13 protein-coding genes and 1 pseudogene are annotated in these 17,392 nt (G+C 74.2%); 6 read left to right on the top strand and 8 right to left on the bottom strand.

Annotated elements, in window-relative coordinates:
• Positions 1-385 (top strand): annotated as a pseudogene (locus RM780_RS26845) (Acg family FMN-binding oxidoreductase); the annotation flags it as partial.
• An 18-nt stretch (positions 386-403) separates the two neighbouring features.
• On the opposite strand, the gene RM780_RS26840 reads toward RM780_RS26845, so the two are convergent.
• The 3 genes from RM780_RS26840 to RM780_RS26830 form a co-directional block, all read right to left on the bottom strand.
• Complete coding sequence (locus RM780_RS26840; protein WP_311633502.1) at positions 404-1,048, bottom strand: LutC/YkgG family protein; 645 nt, start codon at positions 1,046-1,048, stop codon at positions 404-406.
• 136 nt (positions 1,049-1,184) lie between these two features.
• Complete coding sequence (locus RM780_RS26835; protein ID WP_311633501.1) at positions 1,185-2,660, bottom strand: lactate utilization protein B; 1,476 nt, start codon at positions 2,658-2,660, stop codon at positions 1,185-1,187.
• Positions 2,654-3,367 carry a (Fe-S)-binding protein gene (locus RM780_RS26830; protein ID WP_311633503.1) on the bottom strand — a complete coding sequence of 238 codons (714 nt, stop codon included), beginning with the start codon at positions 3,365-3,367 and terminating at the stop codon, positions 2,654-2,656. The genes RM780_RS26835 and RM780_RS26830 overlap by 7 nt, the downstream gene beginning before the upstream one ends.
• A gap of 58 nt (positions 3,368-3,425) precedes the next feature.
• On the opposite strand from RM780_RS26830, the gene RM780_RS26825 reads away from it, so the two are divergent.
• Complete coding sequence (locus RM780_RS26825) at positions 3,426-3,869, top strand: GNAT family N-acetyltransferase (protein WP_311633500.1); 444 nt, start codon at positions 3,426-3,428, stop codon at positions 3,867-3,869.
• 152 nt (positions 3,870-4,021) lie between these two features.
• On the opposite strand, the gene RM780_RS26820 is transcribed toward RM780_RS26825, so the two are convergent.
• Positions 4,022-5,557, bottom strand: coding sequence for a chloride channel protein (locus tag RM780_RS26820; protein ID WP_311633499.1), 1,536 nt, complete (start codon positions 5,555-5,557; stop codon positions 4,022-4,024).
• Between the two features lie 274 nt (positions 5,558-5,831).
• On the opposite strand from RM780_RS26820, the gene fxsA reads away from it, so the two are divergent.
• From fxsA to RM780_RS26805, 3 genes are read left to right on the top strand one after another with little or no spacing between them, the layout of a single operon-like run.
• Entirely contained in the window at positions 5,832-6,053 is a 222-nt protein-coding gene (gene fxsA, locus RM780_RS26815; RefSeq protein ID WP_311633498.1) for an FxSxx-COOH cyclophane-containing RiPP peptide, read from the top strand.
• Entirely contained in the window at positions 6,050-7,279 is a 1,230-nt protein-coding gene (locus RM780_RS26810) for an FxsB family cyclophane-forming radical SAM/SPASM peptide maturase (protein ID WP_311633497.1), read from the top strand. The genes fxsA and RM780_RS26810 overlap by 4 nt, the downstream gene beginning before the upstream one ends.
• Complete coding sequence (locus RM780_RS26805) at positions 7,279-8,520, top strand: aKG-HExxH-type peptide beta-hydroxylase (protein WP_311633496.1); 1,242 nt, start codon at positions 7,279-7,281, stop codon at positions 8,518-8,520. Before RM780_RS26810 ends, RM780_RS26805 begins: the two co-directional genes overlap by 1 nt.
• 22 nt (positions 8,521-8,542) lie before the next feature.
• Here the strand turns inward: RM780_RS26805 and fxsT are convergent, their stop codons facing one another.
• From fxsT to RM780_RS26785, 4 genes are read right to left on the bottom strand one after another with little or no spacing between them, the layout of a single operon-like run.
• Positions 8,543-12,895 (bottom strand): FxSxx-COOH system tetratricopeptide repeat protein, encoded by a 4,353-nt coding sequence (fxsT, locus tag RM780_RS26800; protein ID WP_311633495.1) that lies wholly within the window; start codon positions 12,893-12,895, stop codon positions 8,543-8,545.
• Positions 12,862-14,022, bottom strand: coding sequence for an AAA family ATPase (locus tag RM780_RS26795; RefSeq protein WP_311633494.1), 1,161 nt, complete (start codon positions 14,020-14,022; stop codon positions 12,862-12,864). Before RM780_RS26795 ends, fxsT begins: the two co-directional genes overlap by 34 nt.
• Entirely contained in the window at positions 14,012-15,526 is a 1,515-nt protein-coding gene (locus tag RM780_RS26790) for a VMAP-C domain-containing protein (protein ID WP_311633493.1), read from the bottom strand. Before RM780_RS26790 ends, RM780_RS26795 begins: the two co-directional genes overlap by 11 nt.
• Before the next feature lie 26 nt (positions 15,527-15,552).
• A complete protein-coding gene (locus RM780_RS26785; RefSeq protein ID WP_311633492.1) occupies positions 15,553-16,536 on the bottom strand; it encodes an effector-associated domain 2-containing protein in 984 nt (327 codons plus the stop codon).
• Positions 16,537-16,788: 252 nt separating this feature from the next.
• On the opposite strand from RM780_RS26785, the gene RM780_RS26780 reads away from it, so the two are divergent.
• Positions 16,789-16,977: a hypothetical protein gene (locus tag RM780_RS26780; protein ID WP_311633491.1), complete on the top strand. Its 189-nt coding sequence runs from the start codon at positions 16,789-16,791 to the stop codon at positions 16,975-16,977.
• Positions 16,978-17,392 lie beyond the last annotated feature (415 nt).

Here is a 17,392-nt window from a genome sequence, read left to right as displayed (position 1 = left end):
GCTCGCCCCCGCGCCCCGCCCCGCCGAACGCCCCCCCGCCACCGGCCACGACTTCGCCGGGCGCCCCGCGCCCGCCGGACCTGCCGCCGCCACCGCCGCCGAGAAGCCGCCCCCGCAGCTCGCGCTCCTGGGCACCGACGAGGACCGCCCCTCCGACTGGCTGCGCGCCGGCCAGGCCATGGAGCGCGTGCTGCTGGAGGCCACCGCGCACGGCCTGTCCACCGGCCTCAGCTCCACGCCCCTGACCCTGGCCGAGCCGAGCTGGGCGCCGCGCGACGCGTTCTCGCCCATCGGCCAGGTGCACGTCGTCCTGCGCATCGGCTACGGCCCCACCGTCCCGCCGGTCCCGCGCCTGCCCGTCTCCCAGGTGCTGCGCATCGACTGACGCGCCCGCCGCGGCCGTTCACGCCCCCTGGGGCCCCGGGCCCAGCAGCACCACGTCCAGCGCGCGCGGCCCGTGCACGCCCTCCACCCGGCTCAGCTCGATGTCGCTGGTCGCAGAGGGCCCCGAGATCCACGTCAGCGGGCGGCGCGGATCCAGCCGGGGCAGCGCCTGAGGCAGCGACTCCACCACCTGCTCCGGCACCCGCACCACGCACACGTGGTGGTCCGGGACCAGGGTGATCCGCCGCCGCCCCTGCGCCGGGCCGCCGTCCAGCACCAGCGTTCCCGTCTCCGCGATGGCCAGCGCGCAGCCCGTCACCACGCTGTCCACGGCGTCCAGTTCGGGCGGGCTCGCCCCGGCCGCGTCCGGCACCCGCGCCACCCCGGGCGCCCCCGCCAGCCAGCGCGGCGGCAGCCCCTCCGGCACCACCACCCGCCGGGCCCCGCGCTCCGCCAGCAGCCGCCCGATCAGCGCCGCCAGCTCCGCCTCGTCCCCGGCCCGGTGCACCCGCGCCCGGTAGTCCGCCAGGTGCCGGGCCAGCAGCTCCACCGGGTTCTCGTCCATGCCGTGGGAGTCCAGGTAGTCCCGGGGCACGTCGACGTCCGCCCGCCCGCCGCGCTCCAGCGCGGCCCGCACCCGCCGCAGCACCTCCTCCCGGCTCACTGCATTTCCCCGTTCTCCCCCAGGCTCCGCCTGGGGGTGCCCCCATCTCCGCCCGCGCGGCACAGTGCTGCCATCGTCCTCGTCCGCGGCCCGGCAGCCGCGCTGGGGGTACCTCCCGCTTGCGGGGGCGCGTCGCTCACCGGCTCTTCTCCTCGCGCGCCCTCCGCCACCAGTCCCGGAACGACTCCGCCGGCACCTCCGGCAGGTCCCGGCTCTGCGCCCAGGCTGCGCCGGGCCCCGGCAGCCAGCCCGGCAGCCGCCTCGGGTGCAGCCGTCGCGTGCGCCCCGCCAGGCGCTGCCCGGCCCGCAGGACGCCGGGCCGGTCCAGCACCCACCCGGCCGCCCGCATCGCCGCCCGCTCGGCCGCGTGCCCGCGCGCCGGGCGGATGCGCGTGCGCGCTCCCTCCCGCGTCGCCTCGCCGCCCGCCGCGACCCGCTCCCGCAGGTGGATCAGCACCCGGGGGATGTCGATCGCCACCGGGCAGACCTCGTAGCACGCCCCGCACAGCGAGGACGCGAACGGCAGCGACGCCTCCAGCGCCCCGGCCGTTCCCCGCAGTTGCGGCGTCAGGATCGCGCCGATCGGCCCCGGGTAGGGCGCGCCGTACGCGTGGCCGCCGGCGCGCTCGTAGACGGGGCAGACGTTCAGGCAGGCCGAGCAGCGGATGCAGCGCAGCGCCGGCCGCCCCACCGGGTCCGCGAGCGCGTCGCTGCGGCCGTTGTCCAGCAGCACCAGGTGGAACGCGCGCGGCCCGTCGTCGCCCCCGGCCGTGCCGGTCCACATGGAGGTGTAGGGGTTCATCCGCTCGGCCGTCGAGGAGCGCGGCAGGAGCTGGAGGAACACCTCCAGGTCCCGCCAGGTCGGCACCAGCTTCTCGATCCCGACCACCGAGATCAGCGTCTCGGGCAGGGTCAGGCACATGCGGCCGTTGCCCTCCGATTCCACGACCACGGCCGTCCCGGTCTCGGCGACCAGGAAGTTCGCGCCGGAGATCCCGACCTTCGCCGTCAGGAACTTCTCCCGCAGGTGCAGCCGCGCCGCCTCCGCCAGCTCGGCCGGCTCGTCGCCCAGGCCCTCGGGGGCCGCGCGCCCCCAACTCCCCATCTTCTCCCGGAAGATGTCGCGGATCTCGCCCCGGTTGCGGTGGATGGCGGGCACGAGGATGTGCGAGGGCAGGTCGTCCCCGAGCTGCACGATCAGCTCGGCGAGGTCGGTCTCGTAGGCGGTGATCCCGGCCCGCGCCAGGGCCTCGTTCAGCCCGATCTCCTGCGTCGCCATCGACTTGACCTTCACCACCTCCCGCTCGCCGGTCGCCGCGACCAGGCCCGTGACGATGGCGTTCGCCTCGGCCGCGTCCGCCGCCCAGTGCACCGTGCCCCCGGCCGCGATCACCGCCGCCTCGGCCCGCTCCAGGTAGTGGTCCAGGCGGGCCAGCGTCCGGTCCTTGATCGCCGCCCCGGCCGCCCGCAGCCGCGCCCAGTCCGACAACTCCGCGACCGCGCGGGCGCGTTTGGCGCGGATGGTGCCGGTGGCGTGCGCGAGGTTCGCGCGCAGGCGCGCGTCCCGCGTGGCCCGGGCCGCCGCCTCGGGGAACGTCCGCCCGCTCACCATTGCCTCTCCTCCGTGCTCGCCAGGATCTCGGCCAGGTGCACGCGCCGCGCGGGCTCGCCCAGGCGGGAGAGCGTTCCGGCGATGTGCATGCCGCAGGAGTTGTCCACCGCGCAGAACGCCTCCGCGCCGGTGGCCGCGATGCCGCGCGCCTTGTCCGCGCCCATCGCCGCCGAGACGGCCGCGTTCTTCACGGCGAACGTCCCGCCGAAGCCGCAGCACTCCTCCGCGCCCGGCAGCTCCCGCAACGTCAGCCCGCGCACCGCGCGCAGCAGCCGGTAGGGGCGTTCCCCCAGGCCGAGGGCGCGCAGGCCGTGGCAGGTGGGGTGGTACGTCACCGTGTGCGGGTAGTACGCCCCCACGTCCTCGACCCGGAGCACGTCCGTGAGGAACTCCGTCAGCTCCAGCGTCCGCTCCGTGGCCTGTGGGGGCTCCTCCGTGACCCGCGCGAAGTGCTCGCGCACCATGGCGGCGCAGGAGGCCGAGGGCGTGACGACCCAGTCGTATCCGTCGAACGCCCGCCCGAAGCGCCGCACCAGCGGCGCGGCCAGGTCCCGGTAGCCGGAGTTGTACTGCGGCTGCCCGCAGCAGGACTGCTCCTGGGGGAACTCGACCTCCACACCCAGGCGTTCGAGCAACGCGACCACGGCCCGGCCGGTGCGCGGGAACAGCGTGTCGTTCACGCAGGTCACGAACAGCGCGACCCGCATTCGGGAGCCTGCGGCGGCGGGGATGGGCACGTGAACATCCTGAACTACCCTGACCGCCGTGACCATCCGCACCGCGGTCGTTCCGCTCGCCGAGATCCACGACCTGCGCTGGTCCGTCCTGCGCCCCGGCCTGCCCCGGCCCGCCGCCGCCTTCCCCGAGGACGACCGCCCGGACACCTTCCACCTGGCGGCCTACGCCGGCCCGGCCCCCGCCCCCCTGGCCTGCATCACCGTCTTCCCCGACCCCCTCCCCGACGCCCCCCACGCCTTCCGCTTCCGCGGCATGGCCTCCGCCCCCTCGGCCCGCGGCCAGGGCTACGGCGCGGCCGTCCTCGCCGCCGCCACCACCGAATCCACCCGCCGGGGCGCCACCCACCTGTGGTGCAACGGCCGCGCCGCGGCCCTCCCCTTCTACGCATCCCAGGGCTTCACGGTCTCCGGCCCTCCCTTCGACATCCCGGGCATCGGCGAGCACTTCGTCCTGGTGCGCGGGATGGACTGAGCCGGCGCCCTGGCCGCGCCACCTTCCGGCTCCACGGCCTCGTGACCTCGGCTCCGACGCCCTTGCCCGCGGGCGGGCCGGCCGGCGCGGATGGTCGGCCTCCCGCGGCGCGTCCGCCCGCGGGTCCCGTTCACCGGTGGGGCGGACCGCGATCAGGCGGGGGGACGCTCCGGGACCGGGCCGCCCTCCACAGTGGGGGCCCCACGCATCCCGGGTAGCTGGCCCGGCAGGGGCTCCGGCCCGGGGCTCCCCTCCGGCCCGGGGCTCCCCTCCGGCCCGGGGCTCCCCTCCGGCTTGGGGCTCCCCTCCGGCCCGGGTCCCGGCTCCGATGTGCCGGCCTCAGCCCACCGATGCCGCTGGCTACGGTAGATGGTCGTATCGCGGGTCACTGCGGCGGCGCACAGCACAGCCAGGATGCCAGGGCCGAGCACGCCGGCGTCGCCGACCATCTCGGCCGTCATGACGAGGACGCCCAGCGGCGCGTTGGCCACGGGGCCAAGGCAGGCGGCCATGCCGACGACGATGGGGATGAACGGGGACTCCGGGGCCACGCCAAGGGGTTCGGCGAGCCGCCAGACCACCGCGCCGACACCCGCTCCGACGACCATGCACGGTCCGAAGATGCCGCCCGAGCCGCCCGAGCCCACGGTGAGCGCGGTGCCCGCGATCTTCGCGAGGGGGATGAGCAGGAGTAGCCACAGCGGAATGCCGAGCATCACCTCGCGGTCCGTCAACCCCTCCATCAGCCCGTACCCGGTGCCGAGAACGCCCGGCACCGCCAATCCCAGGACCCCGACCAGCAGTCCGGCGAGGGCGGGAAGGGCCAGGCGGGCCAGGGGAGAGCGGGCATGTTTCTCGGCCCGCTCGTGGACCGCGTAGAAGGCCGTCGTGTACAGCCTTCCGGCCAGCCCGGCGACCAGGCCGACCACCGCGAGCAGCGCGAAACCCTCGACGCTCGCCACGCCTTCGCCGGGGTGGGAGCCCAGCGCCGGATCGAAGCCGAAGCACGCCCCGAAGACGCCCCAGCCCGCGCACGAGGCGACGAGGGCTTTCGGCAGGACCGAGGTGTCCATGTCCTTGCGGTAGAGGAGTTCCGCACCGAGCAGGGCGCCGCCCAGGGGGGCCTGGAAGATGGCGCCGACGCCCGAGGCGAGCCCGATCACCAGCGCTGTGCGGGCCTGTGCGCGGGACATGCCCGTCCGCCGCGCGATCACGGAGCCGAAGGCCGCCGAGATCTGCGCGGCCGGGCCCTCGGTGCCGCCCGAGCCGCCGGAGCCGATCGTGAGAGCGGAGGCGGTGAGTTTGACCAGGGGCACTCGCCCCCGCATCCCGGCGGGCGCCTCGTGCGCGGCCTCGATGGCGGAGTCGGTGCCGTGACCGCGCGCCTCGGGGGCCAGCCAGACGACCAATGCCGCGGCCACCAGCGCGCCGCCCGCCGAGACCAGGGGAACGGCCCAGGGCCGGCCGGAGGACTCCATTTCCTCGAAGCCCCCCTCGGCAGAGGTGCGGTAGGGGGTGTATCCGCCGATCCCCTCCAGCAGCCACTCGGTGCACAGGTGGAGCAGTCCGAAGAGTCCGGCGGCCCCCAATCCGGCGACTACGCCGATGACCGCCGCCGGGAGGATCCAGCGGGCCGTCGTCTCCCGTAATCCCTCGGCGGGCCAGAGGTACGGCCGGAGACGACGCACTCTCCGCTCCGGGACATCGCGGCGCCCCCGCCGACCTTGCCTCACGGTGACCCTCCATGACGCTCGACGAGCCTGACGCGGCAAGACTGCCCACGAGGCGACAGTCCTCACGTGACGATGAAGAAGGAACACGGACGTGCGATCCCGTGCGGCGACGTGCCGCCGGACGGGACAAAGGCTGAACGCGCCAGAGTGAGTCCAGATGATGTCGGGCAGGACTCTACTAGGTGCATGCCTGAAGGTCATGGGTGTGAGGTCCCGACGGGGGGAGACCATGCAGAGTGAGTCCGGCGAACGTGCCTCGCTGGTCCCGGACCTGACGCAGGTGCCGTTGGCGGAGGTGCTGGACGGCACCGATTCCGCGCTGGCACAGGCCATGCGGCGCGTCCTCGCGCGGCTGGACGGAGGGGAGCCGCCCGTGGCCGCCTACGACTCCGGCGGCGACACCGTCAGCGCCCGCCCGACGCCGCCCCTCCGGCACGGCCCCGGCGCGTGAAGCGCGCCGCCGCGCGGACGCTGTGGCCGGACGACGTCCTTGACGTGCCCGCGCTCCGCGCCGCCGGCCGACGGCCCGTCCCCTTCCAGGAGTTCGTCGTCAAGGTCCACAGCCGCTGCAACCTGGCCTGCGACTACTGCTACGTCTACCAGGCCGCCGACCGGGGCTGGCGCGCCCAGCCGCACGTCATGAGCCACGGGACCGCCGAGCACGTCTGCCGCAGGATCGCGGAGCACGCGGAGCGGCACGCCCTGCCGTCCGTCCGTGTCATCCTCCACGGCGGGGAGCCGCTCCTTGCCGGGGCCGAATTCCTCGGCGGCCTCGCCCGGCGGCTGAGGACCCTGCTGCCCGTCTCCACCGCCGCCGAGGTGACGATCCAGACGAACGGCACCCTCGTGGACGAGGCCGTGTTGACGATGTGTCATGAGCAGGGCCTCCGGCTGGGTGTGAGCCTGGACGGTGACGCCGCCGTCCACGACCGCCATCGCCGGGACGCAGGCGGACGCGGCACGCACGCCCGCACGGCGGCCGTACTGCACCGCCTCGCGCGCCCGGAACACCGGGCGGTCTCGGCCGGCATCCTGTGCACCGTCGATGTGACGGCCGATCCGCTGGCAACCTACGCCCACCTCCTGTCGTACCGGCCCCCCGCCATCCGGTTCCTGCTGCCGCTGGGGAACTGGACGCACCGGCCGCCCGGCCGTGTTCCCGACGCCCGAGTGACTCCCTATGCGGACTGGCTCATCCCGGTCTTCGATCAGTGGTACGGCTCGCCCGCGCCACCAGTGCGGCTGCCCCTGTTCGAGTCGATGCTCGACCTGCTCCTCGGCGGGGCGACGAGCACCGAGTCCCTGGGCGGGGGGCCTTCGCGGCTCGCCGTGGTGGACACCGACGGCACGCTCGCGCTCTCCGACCACCTGAAGACGGCTGCTGACGGCGCCGACCGCACGGGACACGACGTCTTCAGCGACCCGTTCGACAGCCTCCTCGACCATCCCGGCGTCGTTGCACGCCAGTTGGGCCCCGAGGGGCTGTGCGCGCAGTGCCGGGGCTGCCCCGTCCGCACCGTGTGCGGCGGCGGACACTATGCCCATCGCTACCGTGCGGACTCCGGATATCTGCATCCGTCCGTCTACTGTCCCGACCTCATGGACCTGATCGGGTACGTGTCCCGCGTGGTCCGCGCGGACCTGGACCGACTGCGGACCCGACGTGGGGAGCATTGATGCTGACTCCCGGCCAGAAGAATCATCCGGGCCGGACGGGCCAGACCGCGGCGGCCGGATGGCCGGCCCTTCCGCCGGGTCTGTGGCGGCAGGTGGCCGAGGGGCGGCCCGACCCATCGGTTCTGCGCCTGCTCCGGGCCGCGCGGGCCTCCCGGAACCTGCTGCTGCTGCGCGCCCTCCACCAGCGGCGGCGCGGCGCCGCCGCCTGGGACGCCATCGTCGCAGTGCTCGCGGATGTCCGGCGGCACGACCAGGAGGCGTTCTCCGCGTGGGCGGCCGACCCCGCGACCGGGGCTCGGCTAGCGCACGCGGTGCGCGAAGGCGACGGCGGAGTGGCCGAGGCCGCGGCTGCCGCCGCGCACCGGGCCCGGCGGCCTTTCCGGCTGAGCGTGGGCGTGCGGAACGGCACTGTGGCGCTCCCGGGGCTGGGCTGGGCCGAGTTGGCGGGAGACCCGGCCGAGGCGTGCGTCGAGCGGGTACCGGGCGGGGGAACCGTGGTGTGCGCGGGGAGCGTCCGGGTGCGGGTTCCCGACCGTCTCGGATCGCCCGCACCGCGCTGGGAGCCGCTGCCCCGACTCTTTCTCCGCGCCCATGGCCGACGGCTGTCCGTGCGCCTGGAGACCGCCGACCCACTGCGCCTCGGCGCGCCTGCCCTTCCCCCGGCGCCGTGCGGGGCGGCGGCGCGGGAGGGGTGGCGCCGTCGGCTCGGCGAGGCGTGGCGGATCCTCGCCGCACGGCACCCCGCGCAGGCGGCGGCGGTGGCCGGCACCGTGACGGCTCTTGTGCCGCTGCACGCCGAGTCGGCCGCAGGCTCGCGGCACCGGGACTGGCTCAGCGCCTCCTTCGCGGACGCACCCGGCCTGCTCGCGCTCGCGCCCCTGGCCGCACCGGCGTCGCTGGCGGCAGCGCTTGTGCACGAGACGCAGCACTCCACCCTCTACGCCCTCGCCGACTGCGCGACGCTGCTCGACGCCGAGCCCGGCAGTCGCGTGCCGGCGCCATGGAGCGCTGAGCCCCGGCCGCCGCACGCGTTGCTTCAGGGGGCGGCTGCCTTCCTGGTCACGGCGCTGTTCTGGCATGGCGAGAGCCTGCACGGAAACTCCGGCGCACGCGAGGAGTTCGAGCGCTGGCGGCGCACCGCACGCGAAGCCGTGGCTACGCTGGCCGGCTCACCGTGGCCGACAGCGGACGGACGGAGGCTGATCAACGCGATGGCGGACGTTCTGAGCTCCTGGGAATAGCCTCGTGACGCCTGGTCTCGCGTTAGAGCGGCGGGGGTTCGATGTCGCACTCGCCGCGCCGCCGCGCCGCCGCGCCGCGGGCTTCAGGATGGTCTGGGCCGAGCGTGTCCAGGTAGCGGCGGTGCACCGTGGCCAGAAGATCCTCGCCTCTGTCCCGTTCGTCGACTCCCGCTTCGACCAGGTCGAGGGCGAGATTCAGCAGTGCCACGAGGGTGACTGGGTGACGATCGCCGTAGCGCCGCTCCAGCCGGTCCGCGCATTCCTCGCCGAGCGCCCGCGCTCGGGCTCGTTCGCCGGCACGGGAAAGGCCGGAGGCGAGGTTGACCCGTGCCATCAGCAGCCACGGGTGGTCCTCCGGCAGGGCACGGGCCAGCGACGACACCGTCCGCTCATCCAGCGCGAGGGCCTGGTCGTCCGCCCCGCCGGCCCGCAGCGCCGCCGCGTAGTTGACCGCGGCCGTCGAGGTGATCGGGTGCCGCTCCCCGAAGCGGGCCCGGTAACGCTCCAGCGCGTCGGCGCCGCACCGCACGGCTCCCTCGGGATCACCTGTCAGGCGCAGGTCGTTGGCGAGGTTCGTGACGGCCGCGATGGTGTCGACGTGGTCCCCGCCCAGCAACTTCTCGTACCGCTCATGGACATCCGTCGCCAGCTCAAGCCCCTCCCGGAGGGCGCCGGCCTTGCGGCAGCTCACCGCGAGGTTCTTGAGGGCGCGCAGCGTGTCCGGATGCGTCTCGCCGAACTCCTCGCGGTAAACGGCGAGGGTGGTGCGCTGCAGGCGCAGGGCCTCCGCGTAGCGCCCGCACTCGCGCAGGTCGCGGGCGACGTTGTTGACGGAGAACAGCGTGGAACGGGCCCTGTGACCGAGCACGGTGCGGCGGCTCTCGTGGACTCGGCGGTCCAGTTCCAGTGCCTCCGTGTAGTAGCCGTTGACGCGCAGGCTGACCGCGTAGTTGTGTGTCGCCCTCAGCGTGTTGGCCGACTCCTCGCCGTACCGGCGGACGCTGCGCTCGTACGCGCCCCGATCGAGGATCAGCGCCTCCTCGAAATGCCCGGCGGCGCGCTCGTCCGCCGCCGTCGCCCCGGCCACCGTGATCGTGTCCTCGTGGTCGTCGCCGACCGTGGCACGGAGCAACCGCAGCGCCTCCTGGTTGAGCGGGCGTGACTCACCGAACTGCGAGAGCTGCCAGTGGGCGCTCGCCTGGAGGCGCATGGCCGACAGCGTCTGGGGGTGGTCCGGGCCGAGGATCTCCCGCCACTCGGTCACGATCCGCCGGGCGAACTCGACGGTGCCCTGGAAGTCGCCGCGCGCGAAGAGATAGCCCAGCGTGGTGAGGACCGTCTGCCGGCAGCTCCCATCGGTGCTGCGCGGCAGCCCGGTGGGCTCGATGTGGGGAAGGATCTCCGCCAGCCTGGCCCAGGCGTCCGTCCGCTGGGAGGCGCCGGGGTCGTGCGCCGCGAGCATCTGGTGGATCAGATGACGCCACGCCTCCTGCTCACGCGCGGGCAGTTCGTTCTGCAGGAAGCCGCGCAGCAGCCGGTGCATCTGCGCCGTGCCCCGCTCCTGGTCGATGGTGAGCAGCGAGTACTGATTGATGGCCCGAATGGTCCTGCCCCGCTCCAGCGGGTCGTGGGCCAGCGCGAACAGGCTGGCGGGGAGCGGGAGCGCCCGGGCATCGGGAAGGAAGGACTGGGCGACCGGCTCCGGCCCGAAGAAGGCCAGCAGCCGCAGCAGATCGAGCGCACCGGGGTGGTCCCGCGCCAGGGAGTCCATCGACGCCCGCCACAGCTTGGCGACGGAGCGGTCTCCGGGCGAGGCCGTCTCGGCCAGCAGCTCGGAGGGGCGGCTCGCCAGCAGTTCGAGCAGCTCTCCCGTGCCGAGCCCCGTCTGGATCATGAGGGCGGCACACTGCTCCAGGGCGATCGGCAGGTGCCCCAGCTCCTCGGCCAGCCGGTCCGCGTCCGCTTCGGAGACCCAGGGCGTGCGGCTGCGGAGGAACTCCCGGCTCTCGGCCTGGTTGAAGACATCGACGCGCAGCGAGTCGACGCGGTTGGTCCAGCCGGCGTCGCGGGAGGTGAGGATGACGTGCCCCACCCGGCCGGGGGCGCTCACCGGCGACGGGATGTAGGGGGCGACGCTCTCCGGTGGCCCGGCGTTGTCCAGCACGAGCAGCCACCGGCGGACCGAGTCGCCCGAGGAGAGCGCTGCCAGTACGCGTTCCACCGTGTCGCCCGGGCCCTCGGCCACGCCCAGCTCGGCAGCGAGGGAGGCGAGCTGCTCGCGGATGACAGCCGTCTGCGCCGCGTCGATCCACCACACCCGGTCGTACTCGCCGCTGTGGCGGCGTGCGTATTCAATGGCCAGCCTCGTCTTGCCCACGCCGCCCAGCCCGTAGAGCGCGTGGGGGAGGACGGCCGCCTGGCCCTCACCGTGCAGTATGCCGTGGAGCCGGGCAAGTTCGGGACTTCTGCCGAAGAAGTGACGGCCCGCCAGCGGCATCGAGGGCGGCGTCCGGCCGGGCGGGGCGGGCTCCTCGCGCGCGGAGTGGGGTTCCGTGGGCGTGCCGGCGGCGTGGGCCGAGCCGCTCTGCTCGGCGGGAGTCTTCAACGCGTTCTCCGAGGCGGGGGCAGGTCGTGTGGTCATGGCGGGGGCATCGGCCGGCCGGGTGGCCGGCGGGCCGGAGGTGGAGGTGCCCCCAGGCGTCTCTTGCCCGTCGGCGCCCCGGACCAATGGCCCGGTCACCCGGTCGAGCGGTGTACTGTACGCGGGCCCGAGCGCGCTGAGGGCGGGGCCGGCGGCCTCCAGAAGTTCCCGGTCCTCGTCGCTCAGCCGTTCGGGGGACCACGAGGAGGGGGCGGCGACCAGCTCGGCGAGAAGGTCGGGCCGGGCCCCGGTGACCTGCGCGGCCCGCGCGGCGACCTCCTGCAGCGTGCGGAGAATCTCGGCGCGGCCCAAGGTGCGCAGCAACTGGCCGCGCACCCCTTCGAGAAACGCGAAAGACGGCCGGGAGCTGCCTGGTTCCGGCCGCATGGACAGCAGGCCGCCGAGGAGGATCTCGGCCATGGGCAGCGGACCGGCCATGCGAGTGACCGGCTCCCGCACGGCGCTGAGGACGTCGTCGCGCAGCGGCACCATCGCGAGCCGCGCGGCGAGCAGCCGTCCCGCCGGCGAGGCCAGGCGCTGGAAGCGGCGGACGGCCGTGTCGGCGGGAACGGCGGCACCGCGAGCCTCCGGTTCGAGGGGCGGCAGGCTCGCGGTGGCCAGGTGTCCGCCTTCGATCAGCAGGGCGGCGACATCGTGGTGGGGCGCGGGAGCCGCGGTGACGAGACGGGCCCAGCCGGCGAGCCAGGCCGGTTCCATCGCGAGGACCGGCACCGGGACCGGCACAGGCTCCTCACCGGCGTCATCGGCGTCGCCCGGCCGGACCCAGGCGCCGCCCCGGCGCAGTTCCAGGAGGCTGTTGGGCAGGCCGGGAGCACGAGTCCGCAGGCGCAGGTCCACGGGGACGGCCTCGCACAGGTCCCACAGCCTGGCAGGCAGGGGCTGAAGCACGGCCACGGGGGCCTCCCGCGCCCAGGAGCGGAGCAGCCGGGGCACGACGCCTTGAGCCCAGCCGGCGCCGACGCAGTCGCTCATCAGGAGGATCAGCCGACTGCGTCGCGGGTGGGTCAACGCGGCCGGGCCGCACGTTGCCGAGCCGCTCTCGGCGCGGAGCACAGCACCGCCTCCGCGGGTGTCGAGCCAGCACACCCGGACATCGGCGAAGGCGCCCTGATTCCGGAGAAGCCGGACGAGATCGCGGACGATGCCGTACCACACGGACATCGACGTGCTGCGTTCGACGACGAGCGTCACCTCGAACCAGCGGTCGGGCAGGTCCGTGAGCACCAGGTCCCACCGTCCGAGTTCGGCGGAGCGTACGGCGGTGGCCTCCTCGTCGAGGGCCGGGTTCCGGTGGGTGCGGACGCGCCGGTTGAAGGGGCGCAGGGCGCGAGCGAGACCGAGTGGGTCGCGCAGGGCGCCGGGGCGTGGATCGGCGTCGAAGAGCGGGCCGGCCGTTCCGGTCTGTGGCCCGGCGGCGATGCCGGCGCGGGCGGAGGCGGGGGCCGGGCCGGGAACGGAAGTCGGCTGGCGCGGCAGTGCGTTGCCGGCCGGGAGGCGTGGGCGTGGGCTGGGCGGGGGCTCCGACTGGGGGCCCGGCGGGGTGGGAGGTGCCTCCGGGGGGAGCGGGGGCGCGGCGTCCCGCCGCTGAGGCGTGATGCCCGGCCGTCCGCTGACGCGCCGGGCGAGCCACAGTGCTTCCGCCCACTCGCGGGCCGTGAGCCGGTCGGGCCCAGGGCCGATCACGGTGATGAGTCCGAGGTCATCGAGCGCCACAGGGCGTCCCGGAGCCGCTGCCAGGACGTCTCGTCGGTGGCGGCGGCCCCGTTGGTCACCAAATGGACCGCGCTGAGCAACTGGTCAACGGCCAGCGGCCCGCTCTTGCCGCGCAGGGCGAGGAAGTCGCGGATCAGCGTGGCGGCGGCACCGTCCGCGGTCCCGAAGTGCGAGGCGACCATCGCGGCGAGTCGCTGCTCGTCCGGGTCGTCCATCTCGACCTCCAGGCAGCGACGGCGGAAGGCGGGCGGGAACTCTCGCTCGCCGTTACTGGTGATGACGACGATCGGGAACTCGTGACAACGGATGAGCCCGTCCCGCACGGTGGCCGAGGCGCCGGGGTCGGCCGTGGCGACCCGGACGGTCCGGCGGGTCTGGGCGTAACGCTCCAACTCCCTGATGCGGAACTCGCCTTCCTCGAAGGTGTGCAGCAGGTCGTTCGGCAGATCTATGTCTGATTTGTCCAGCTCGTCGATGAGCAGCACACGTGGCCGAGCCCACGGCAGCAGCGCCGTACCCAGCGGGCCGAGGGTGAGATAACGGCCGATGTCGGCGGCCCCCTCGGCAGCGTCCGGCTCTCCCGCGCCGGGGGGAGGGGCGTCCTGGACTCGGCCGATGGCGTCGAAGTCGTACAGGCCGTCGCGGAGGGCGGTTCTGCTGACCACGGGCCACCACAGGACGCGGCCGAGGCCGAGTTCGGAGGCGATCTGATGGGCCAGACTCGACTTGCCGGTGCCGGGGCGCCCCGCGACCAGCAGCGGACGCCGGAGGTGGATGGCCGCGTTCACGGCGTCGAGGACGGCGGGTCCCAGGGTGCCGCCGCGGGCTGTACCGAGCTTGCGCCTGGTCTCGTCCCCGTAGTCAGGAATGGGGTCAGGAAGGGGATCGGGAATGGAGTCCGCGTCGCCGCCGGTGCCGGAGGCCAGGCCGACGCCGTCCGGCTGCCCCGGGGCGCAGCCGTCCTTGGCGGGCGTGAATCTACGCCACGGCGGGGGCGGTGGCAGCGTGGGCAGCGGGTCCGCCGGCGATAAGCGCCGGCCGCTGTCCCGGAAGACCCACCAGGCGGGGGAAGGGACGAGGGGGCGGGCCGTCCCGTTGCCGGACGGGGCTCCTGGCTCACCGCTCACTCGGGGCCCCCTCGGCTCGCGGATGCTCCAGCACGGTGCTCGCCGCCTCCAGTCCCTCGGAACTTTCCCAGACTAGGCTGACGCCGCGACGCAGGTCCAGCCCGGAAATCCTTTCACCGGCAGAGTCGTAGCCACCCCGTAACAGGCGTATGCGCTCGGGCAGCCGGACCAGCCGGTCGTCCAGGGCGTCGCGAAGCTCATCGCGCGGAGCCCGCCGCGCCGTCTCGCCGTGCACTGCGAGAATCGCCGGCATGCCGGCCTCCAGCATGATGTCGACCACGTCGCCCGCCAAGTCTCCATCGTACGGCGGGGGGTCGAGCAGGACCAGGCACACGGGCGTGACGCTGTTGCGCAGCCGGGCCAGCAACTCCCGTGCGTCGAGGGGGTCTCCGGGCCAGAACCACCACGTGGCGGGCTCACCGAGCCCCGACCACGGGTGCAGATCCAGCCAGTCGAGCCGCCTGCGGATCCGGGGCCACCAGCGCCGGCTGCGGAAGTGCTTGGCGCCGCGCACCGTCACGGGGCTCTCCGCGCCCAGTTCGCGCGGCATCCCTCCGTCCGGGCGGATCTCGATCTGGTCCACGTCCAGCCACAGATGCGAGCGAGGAAGCACGAACTCCACGTGCAGGGCTTCGCTCGGCCCGCGGAACCGGCTCAGAGCCTGTTCGTGCAGCCGCGCGACCGTCGCGTCCAACTCGGCGCGACTGGTCACCCGGCGGTCGCCGATCAGGCTCTCGCCCCTTGAGCCGGGGGCGACGAACCACCCGCGCAACTGGAGGTCCGCAGGGGCGGCCGGCCGCGCCGACACCTCGATCAGCAGACGACTGGGCCGTACCGCCTTGCCAGCCCTGGACGCCTCCTTGTCACGGACCTGCTCCAGAAGCCCCTCGGGGCACCCCAGCCGTCGGGCCACCCGCAGGTTCCAGCTCCGCAATCGCCCCGTGAGCGGCTCGTGCTCCCGCACGGCCAGCGCTTCCAGGAAGCAGATCAGAGGATGCGGCTCCGCAGGGACGTGGCTGGCGTCCTCGAAGGCGGAGACGAGGGACTCGGCCACCTGCTGCCTGGCCGCGTCCGGCCCTGGCCGGGCGCCCGGGGCGTGGGCCTGGACATGAGGCAGAAAGCCGAGGGCCAGGTGGTGCCGCTCCTCGTCGGGCAGTTCACAGGAGGTGAGCAGGGCCAGGAGTGAACGGTGCTCCTCCGGTGTCAGGAGGGATTCCGGGTACAGCCTGCGGTAACTGACCTCGACGGCCGGCCACTCGACGGTGCCGGTGACTCCCCAGCCCAGCTCGTCCAGGAGAAGCCGCAGCCCGCCGGGCCAGCGGTCGCAGGCGGATACCAAGGAGTAGAGGTCGTCCAGCAGAGCGGGGTGCCGCGCACAGTCGACGGTCACCTCCAGGCGGCGCCACACCGCCTCCAGCGCCCGGTCGCGCGTGGCCTGACGCCGCACGCCGTGCACCCTGGCCAGCCGCTCGGCGAGCGCGCCGTACGGATCCGCCCGGTCCATCCGATCCCCCCAGGCCGGCAGCGTTGTCACCGTCCGTCCCCCGTCTGCCCGTTCCGCAGGCGGGTGAGCAGGTCCTCCAGCCCCGTCATGAGTGTCGAGCGGCCTTCGTACCAGCGCACGGCGGTGACCAGCCGGTCCAGACCGTCCGCGTAGCGCAGGGACGTGGCGACGATCGCGCGGACGTCTTCGCGCGGTACGGGGGAACGTTCGACGTTGTCCGCGATGTCGTGCCCGGCGTCCCGCAGGATGCGGTCTCTGCGCTGGGGGTCGGCGATGCTCGGAAGGCGGAGCAGGGCTTCGGTGAGGCGGCGTTCGGTGTCGGCCGAGCCCGGGTACGCGGCGGGCGGGTGCCCGGCCCTTCCTTCGCTCACCCTCATCTCCCCGACGAGGGGCGGACAGTACCGCGCGGCGGCCCCCACGGGGAGCATCCATCCCGGGCCCCGCCCCCGGGGGCCGTAGGCAGCGACCACTATCCCGAGCACGTGCCCGGACTCGTCGACGACGCCCGCGCCGCTGAAACCGCGTTCGAGAGCGGGTGCTTCGGCCGCCGCGTCCAGAAGGGCGAACTGCATCCAGTCCGGGCTCGCTCCCCCGTACCCCAGTAACTCAGCCTTCAGCCACACGCCCTCGTCCAGGCCCGCCGGGTGCCCGTACGCCCACACCGTCCGCCCGCGTTGCTCGCTGCCAGGGCGAAGCCCGGCAGGCGGGCAGTCATCCGGGAGCCTGCCGCGCAGCCGGAGCACGGCGACATCGCCGCGCTCGCCGCGAGGCGGGGCCCAGCATCCGGGCTCCACCACGGCGGGTGTGGGAGAGCCGACGAGGGAGCCGGGGAAGTCGACGGTCACCGCATGTCCGCCCGGCTCCTCGCCGTCCCCGAGGCCGAGTGCGGCCTCCACGACATGGGCACAGGTCAGTATCCGGCCGGAGGATAACAGCACCCCGGCCCCGACCGGTACGCCCGCCGAATCCAGGACGCGAACCCGCCAGGAGTCGCCCATGGGCTCTGGCATCCTCCGTTACCCCCTCCGCCGCCAGGAACAGTGGTGACGAACGCCGTCCGTCCGCGCGGCATACGCAGGGTCCCCCCGGTGCGCCGCTCCCACGCACCCGCCCCGCCCAGCGCCTACCGCACCTCGTGCCACGATCAGCGTATCTCCGGTGGTTGCCTTCGCCACGTACCGGATAGGTAACAGAGACCGCGGAGCGGTGGGGACACTTCGAGCAGTTTTTCTCCTGCCTCGGTCGTACGTCTCACCGGTCAGGTGCGGTATGAGCTTCGCGATGCGCGAGGCAGCATCGAATCGCTGGAACAGCATCAACGCCTGGTCGGCAGCCACAAGCGCCGCGCCCGCGTCACGTACGGGGCCCTGACGGCTGAACGCCAGTTGGGAATGGGGCACTCGGACGCGGCCTGCGACACGTGGCGCCACGGGCCGGACGAGTACCCGTGACTCTCCTCCAGCCAGGCCGACGAACGCGCCGCCGCCATGCGGTCGCTGCTGCGCCCCCACCGGGGCAACCGTGCCGCCCGCGACGTGCTGGAGCCGGCGCGGTCGCTGGTCACGGCGTGAGCACGCGGGGGGGTATGGCGGACCACCCGGGCCTTTCGCCATACGCCTACCTGCCCGGGACGGTGCCGACGGGCGTCGTGGCTGCACGGCCGAGGTGCGGGTGATCGCCCGGACGGGGGAGTGGCTGATCCATAGCGCGCTTTCGGACACATATGGCCACTGCCGGACAAGGCGCCGTGGTGTGGCGGGCCTGAGTGGCGCGCCCCGCAGCAGATCCGGCCTCTCACCACGTGTTGAGGGCCTTGTAAGCAGGGGCCAGGAGGGCGGCGAGGTTGCGGCCTCGGATGGTGAGGGG

The organism is Streptomyces boetiae (genome assembly GCF_031845405.1).
GTDB classification, from domain to species: Bacteria; Actinomycetota; Actinomycetes; order Streptomycetales; family Streptomycetaceae; genus Streptomyces; species Streptomyces boetiae.
Note: the sequence above shows the minus strand (reverse complement) of the source record. Positions and strands in the feature narration are given on the sequence as shown.

What these genes read in the sequence shown, in the direction of transcription:
- RM780_RS26790 (WP_311633493.1), bottom strand. Translation starts at nt 15,526, where the DNA reads ATGGACCGGGCGGATCCGTACGGCGCGCTCGCCGAGCGGCTGGCCAGG.
- RM780_RS26805 (WP_311633496.1), top strand. Translation starts at nt 7,279, where the DNA reads ATGCTGACTCCCGGCCAGAAGAATCATCCGGGCCGGACGGGCCAGACC.
- RM780_RS26830 (WP_311633503.1), bottom strand. Translation starts at nt 3,367, where the DNA reads ATGCGGGTCGCGCTGTTCGTGACCTGCGTGAACGACACGCTGTTCCCG.
- RM780_RS26785 (WP_311633492.1), bottom strand. Translation starts at nt 16,536, where the DNA reads ATGCCAGAGCCCATGGGCGACTCCTGGCGGGTTCGCGTCCTGGATTCG.
- RM780_RS26835 (WP_311633501.1), bottom strand. Translation starts at nt 2,660, where the DNA reads ATGGTGAGCGGGCGGACGTTCCCCGAGGCGGCGGCCCGGGCCACGCGG.
- fxsA (WP_311633498.1), top strand. Translation starts at nt 5,832, where the DNA reads ATGCAGAGTGAGTCCGGCGAACGTGCCTCGCTGGTCCCGGACCTGACG.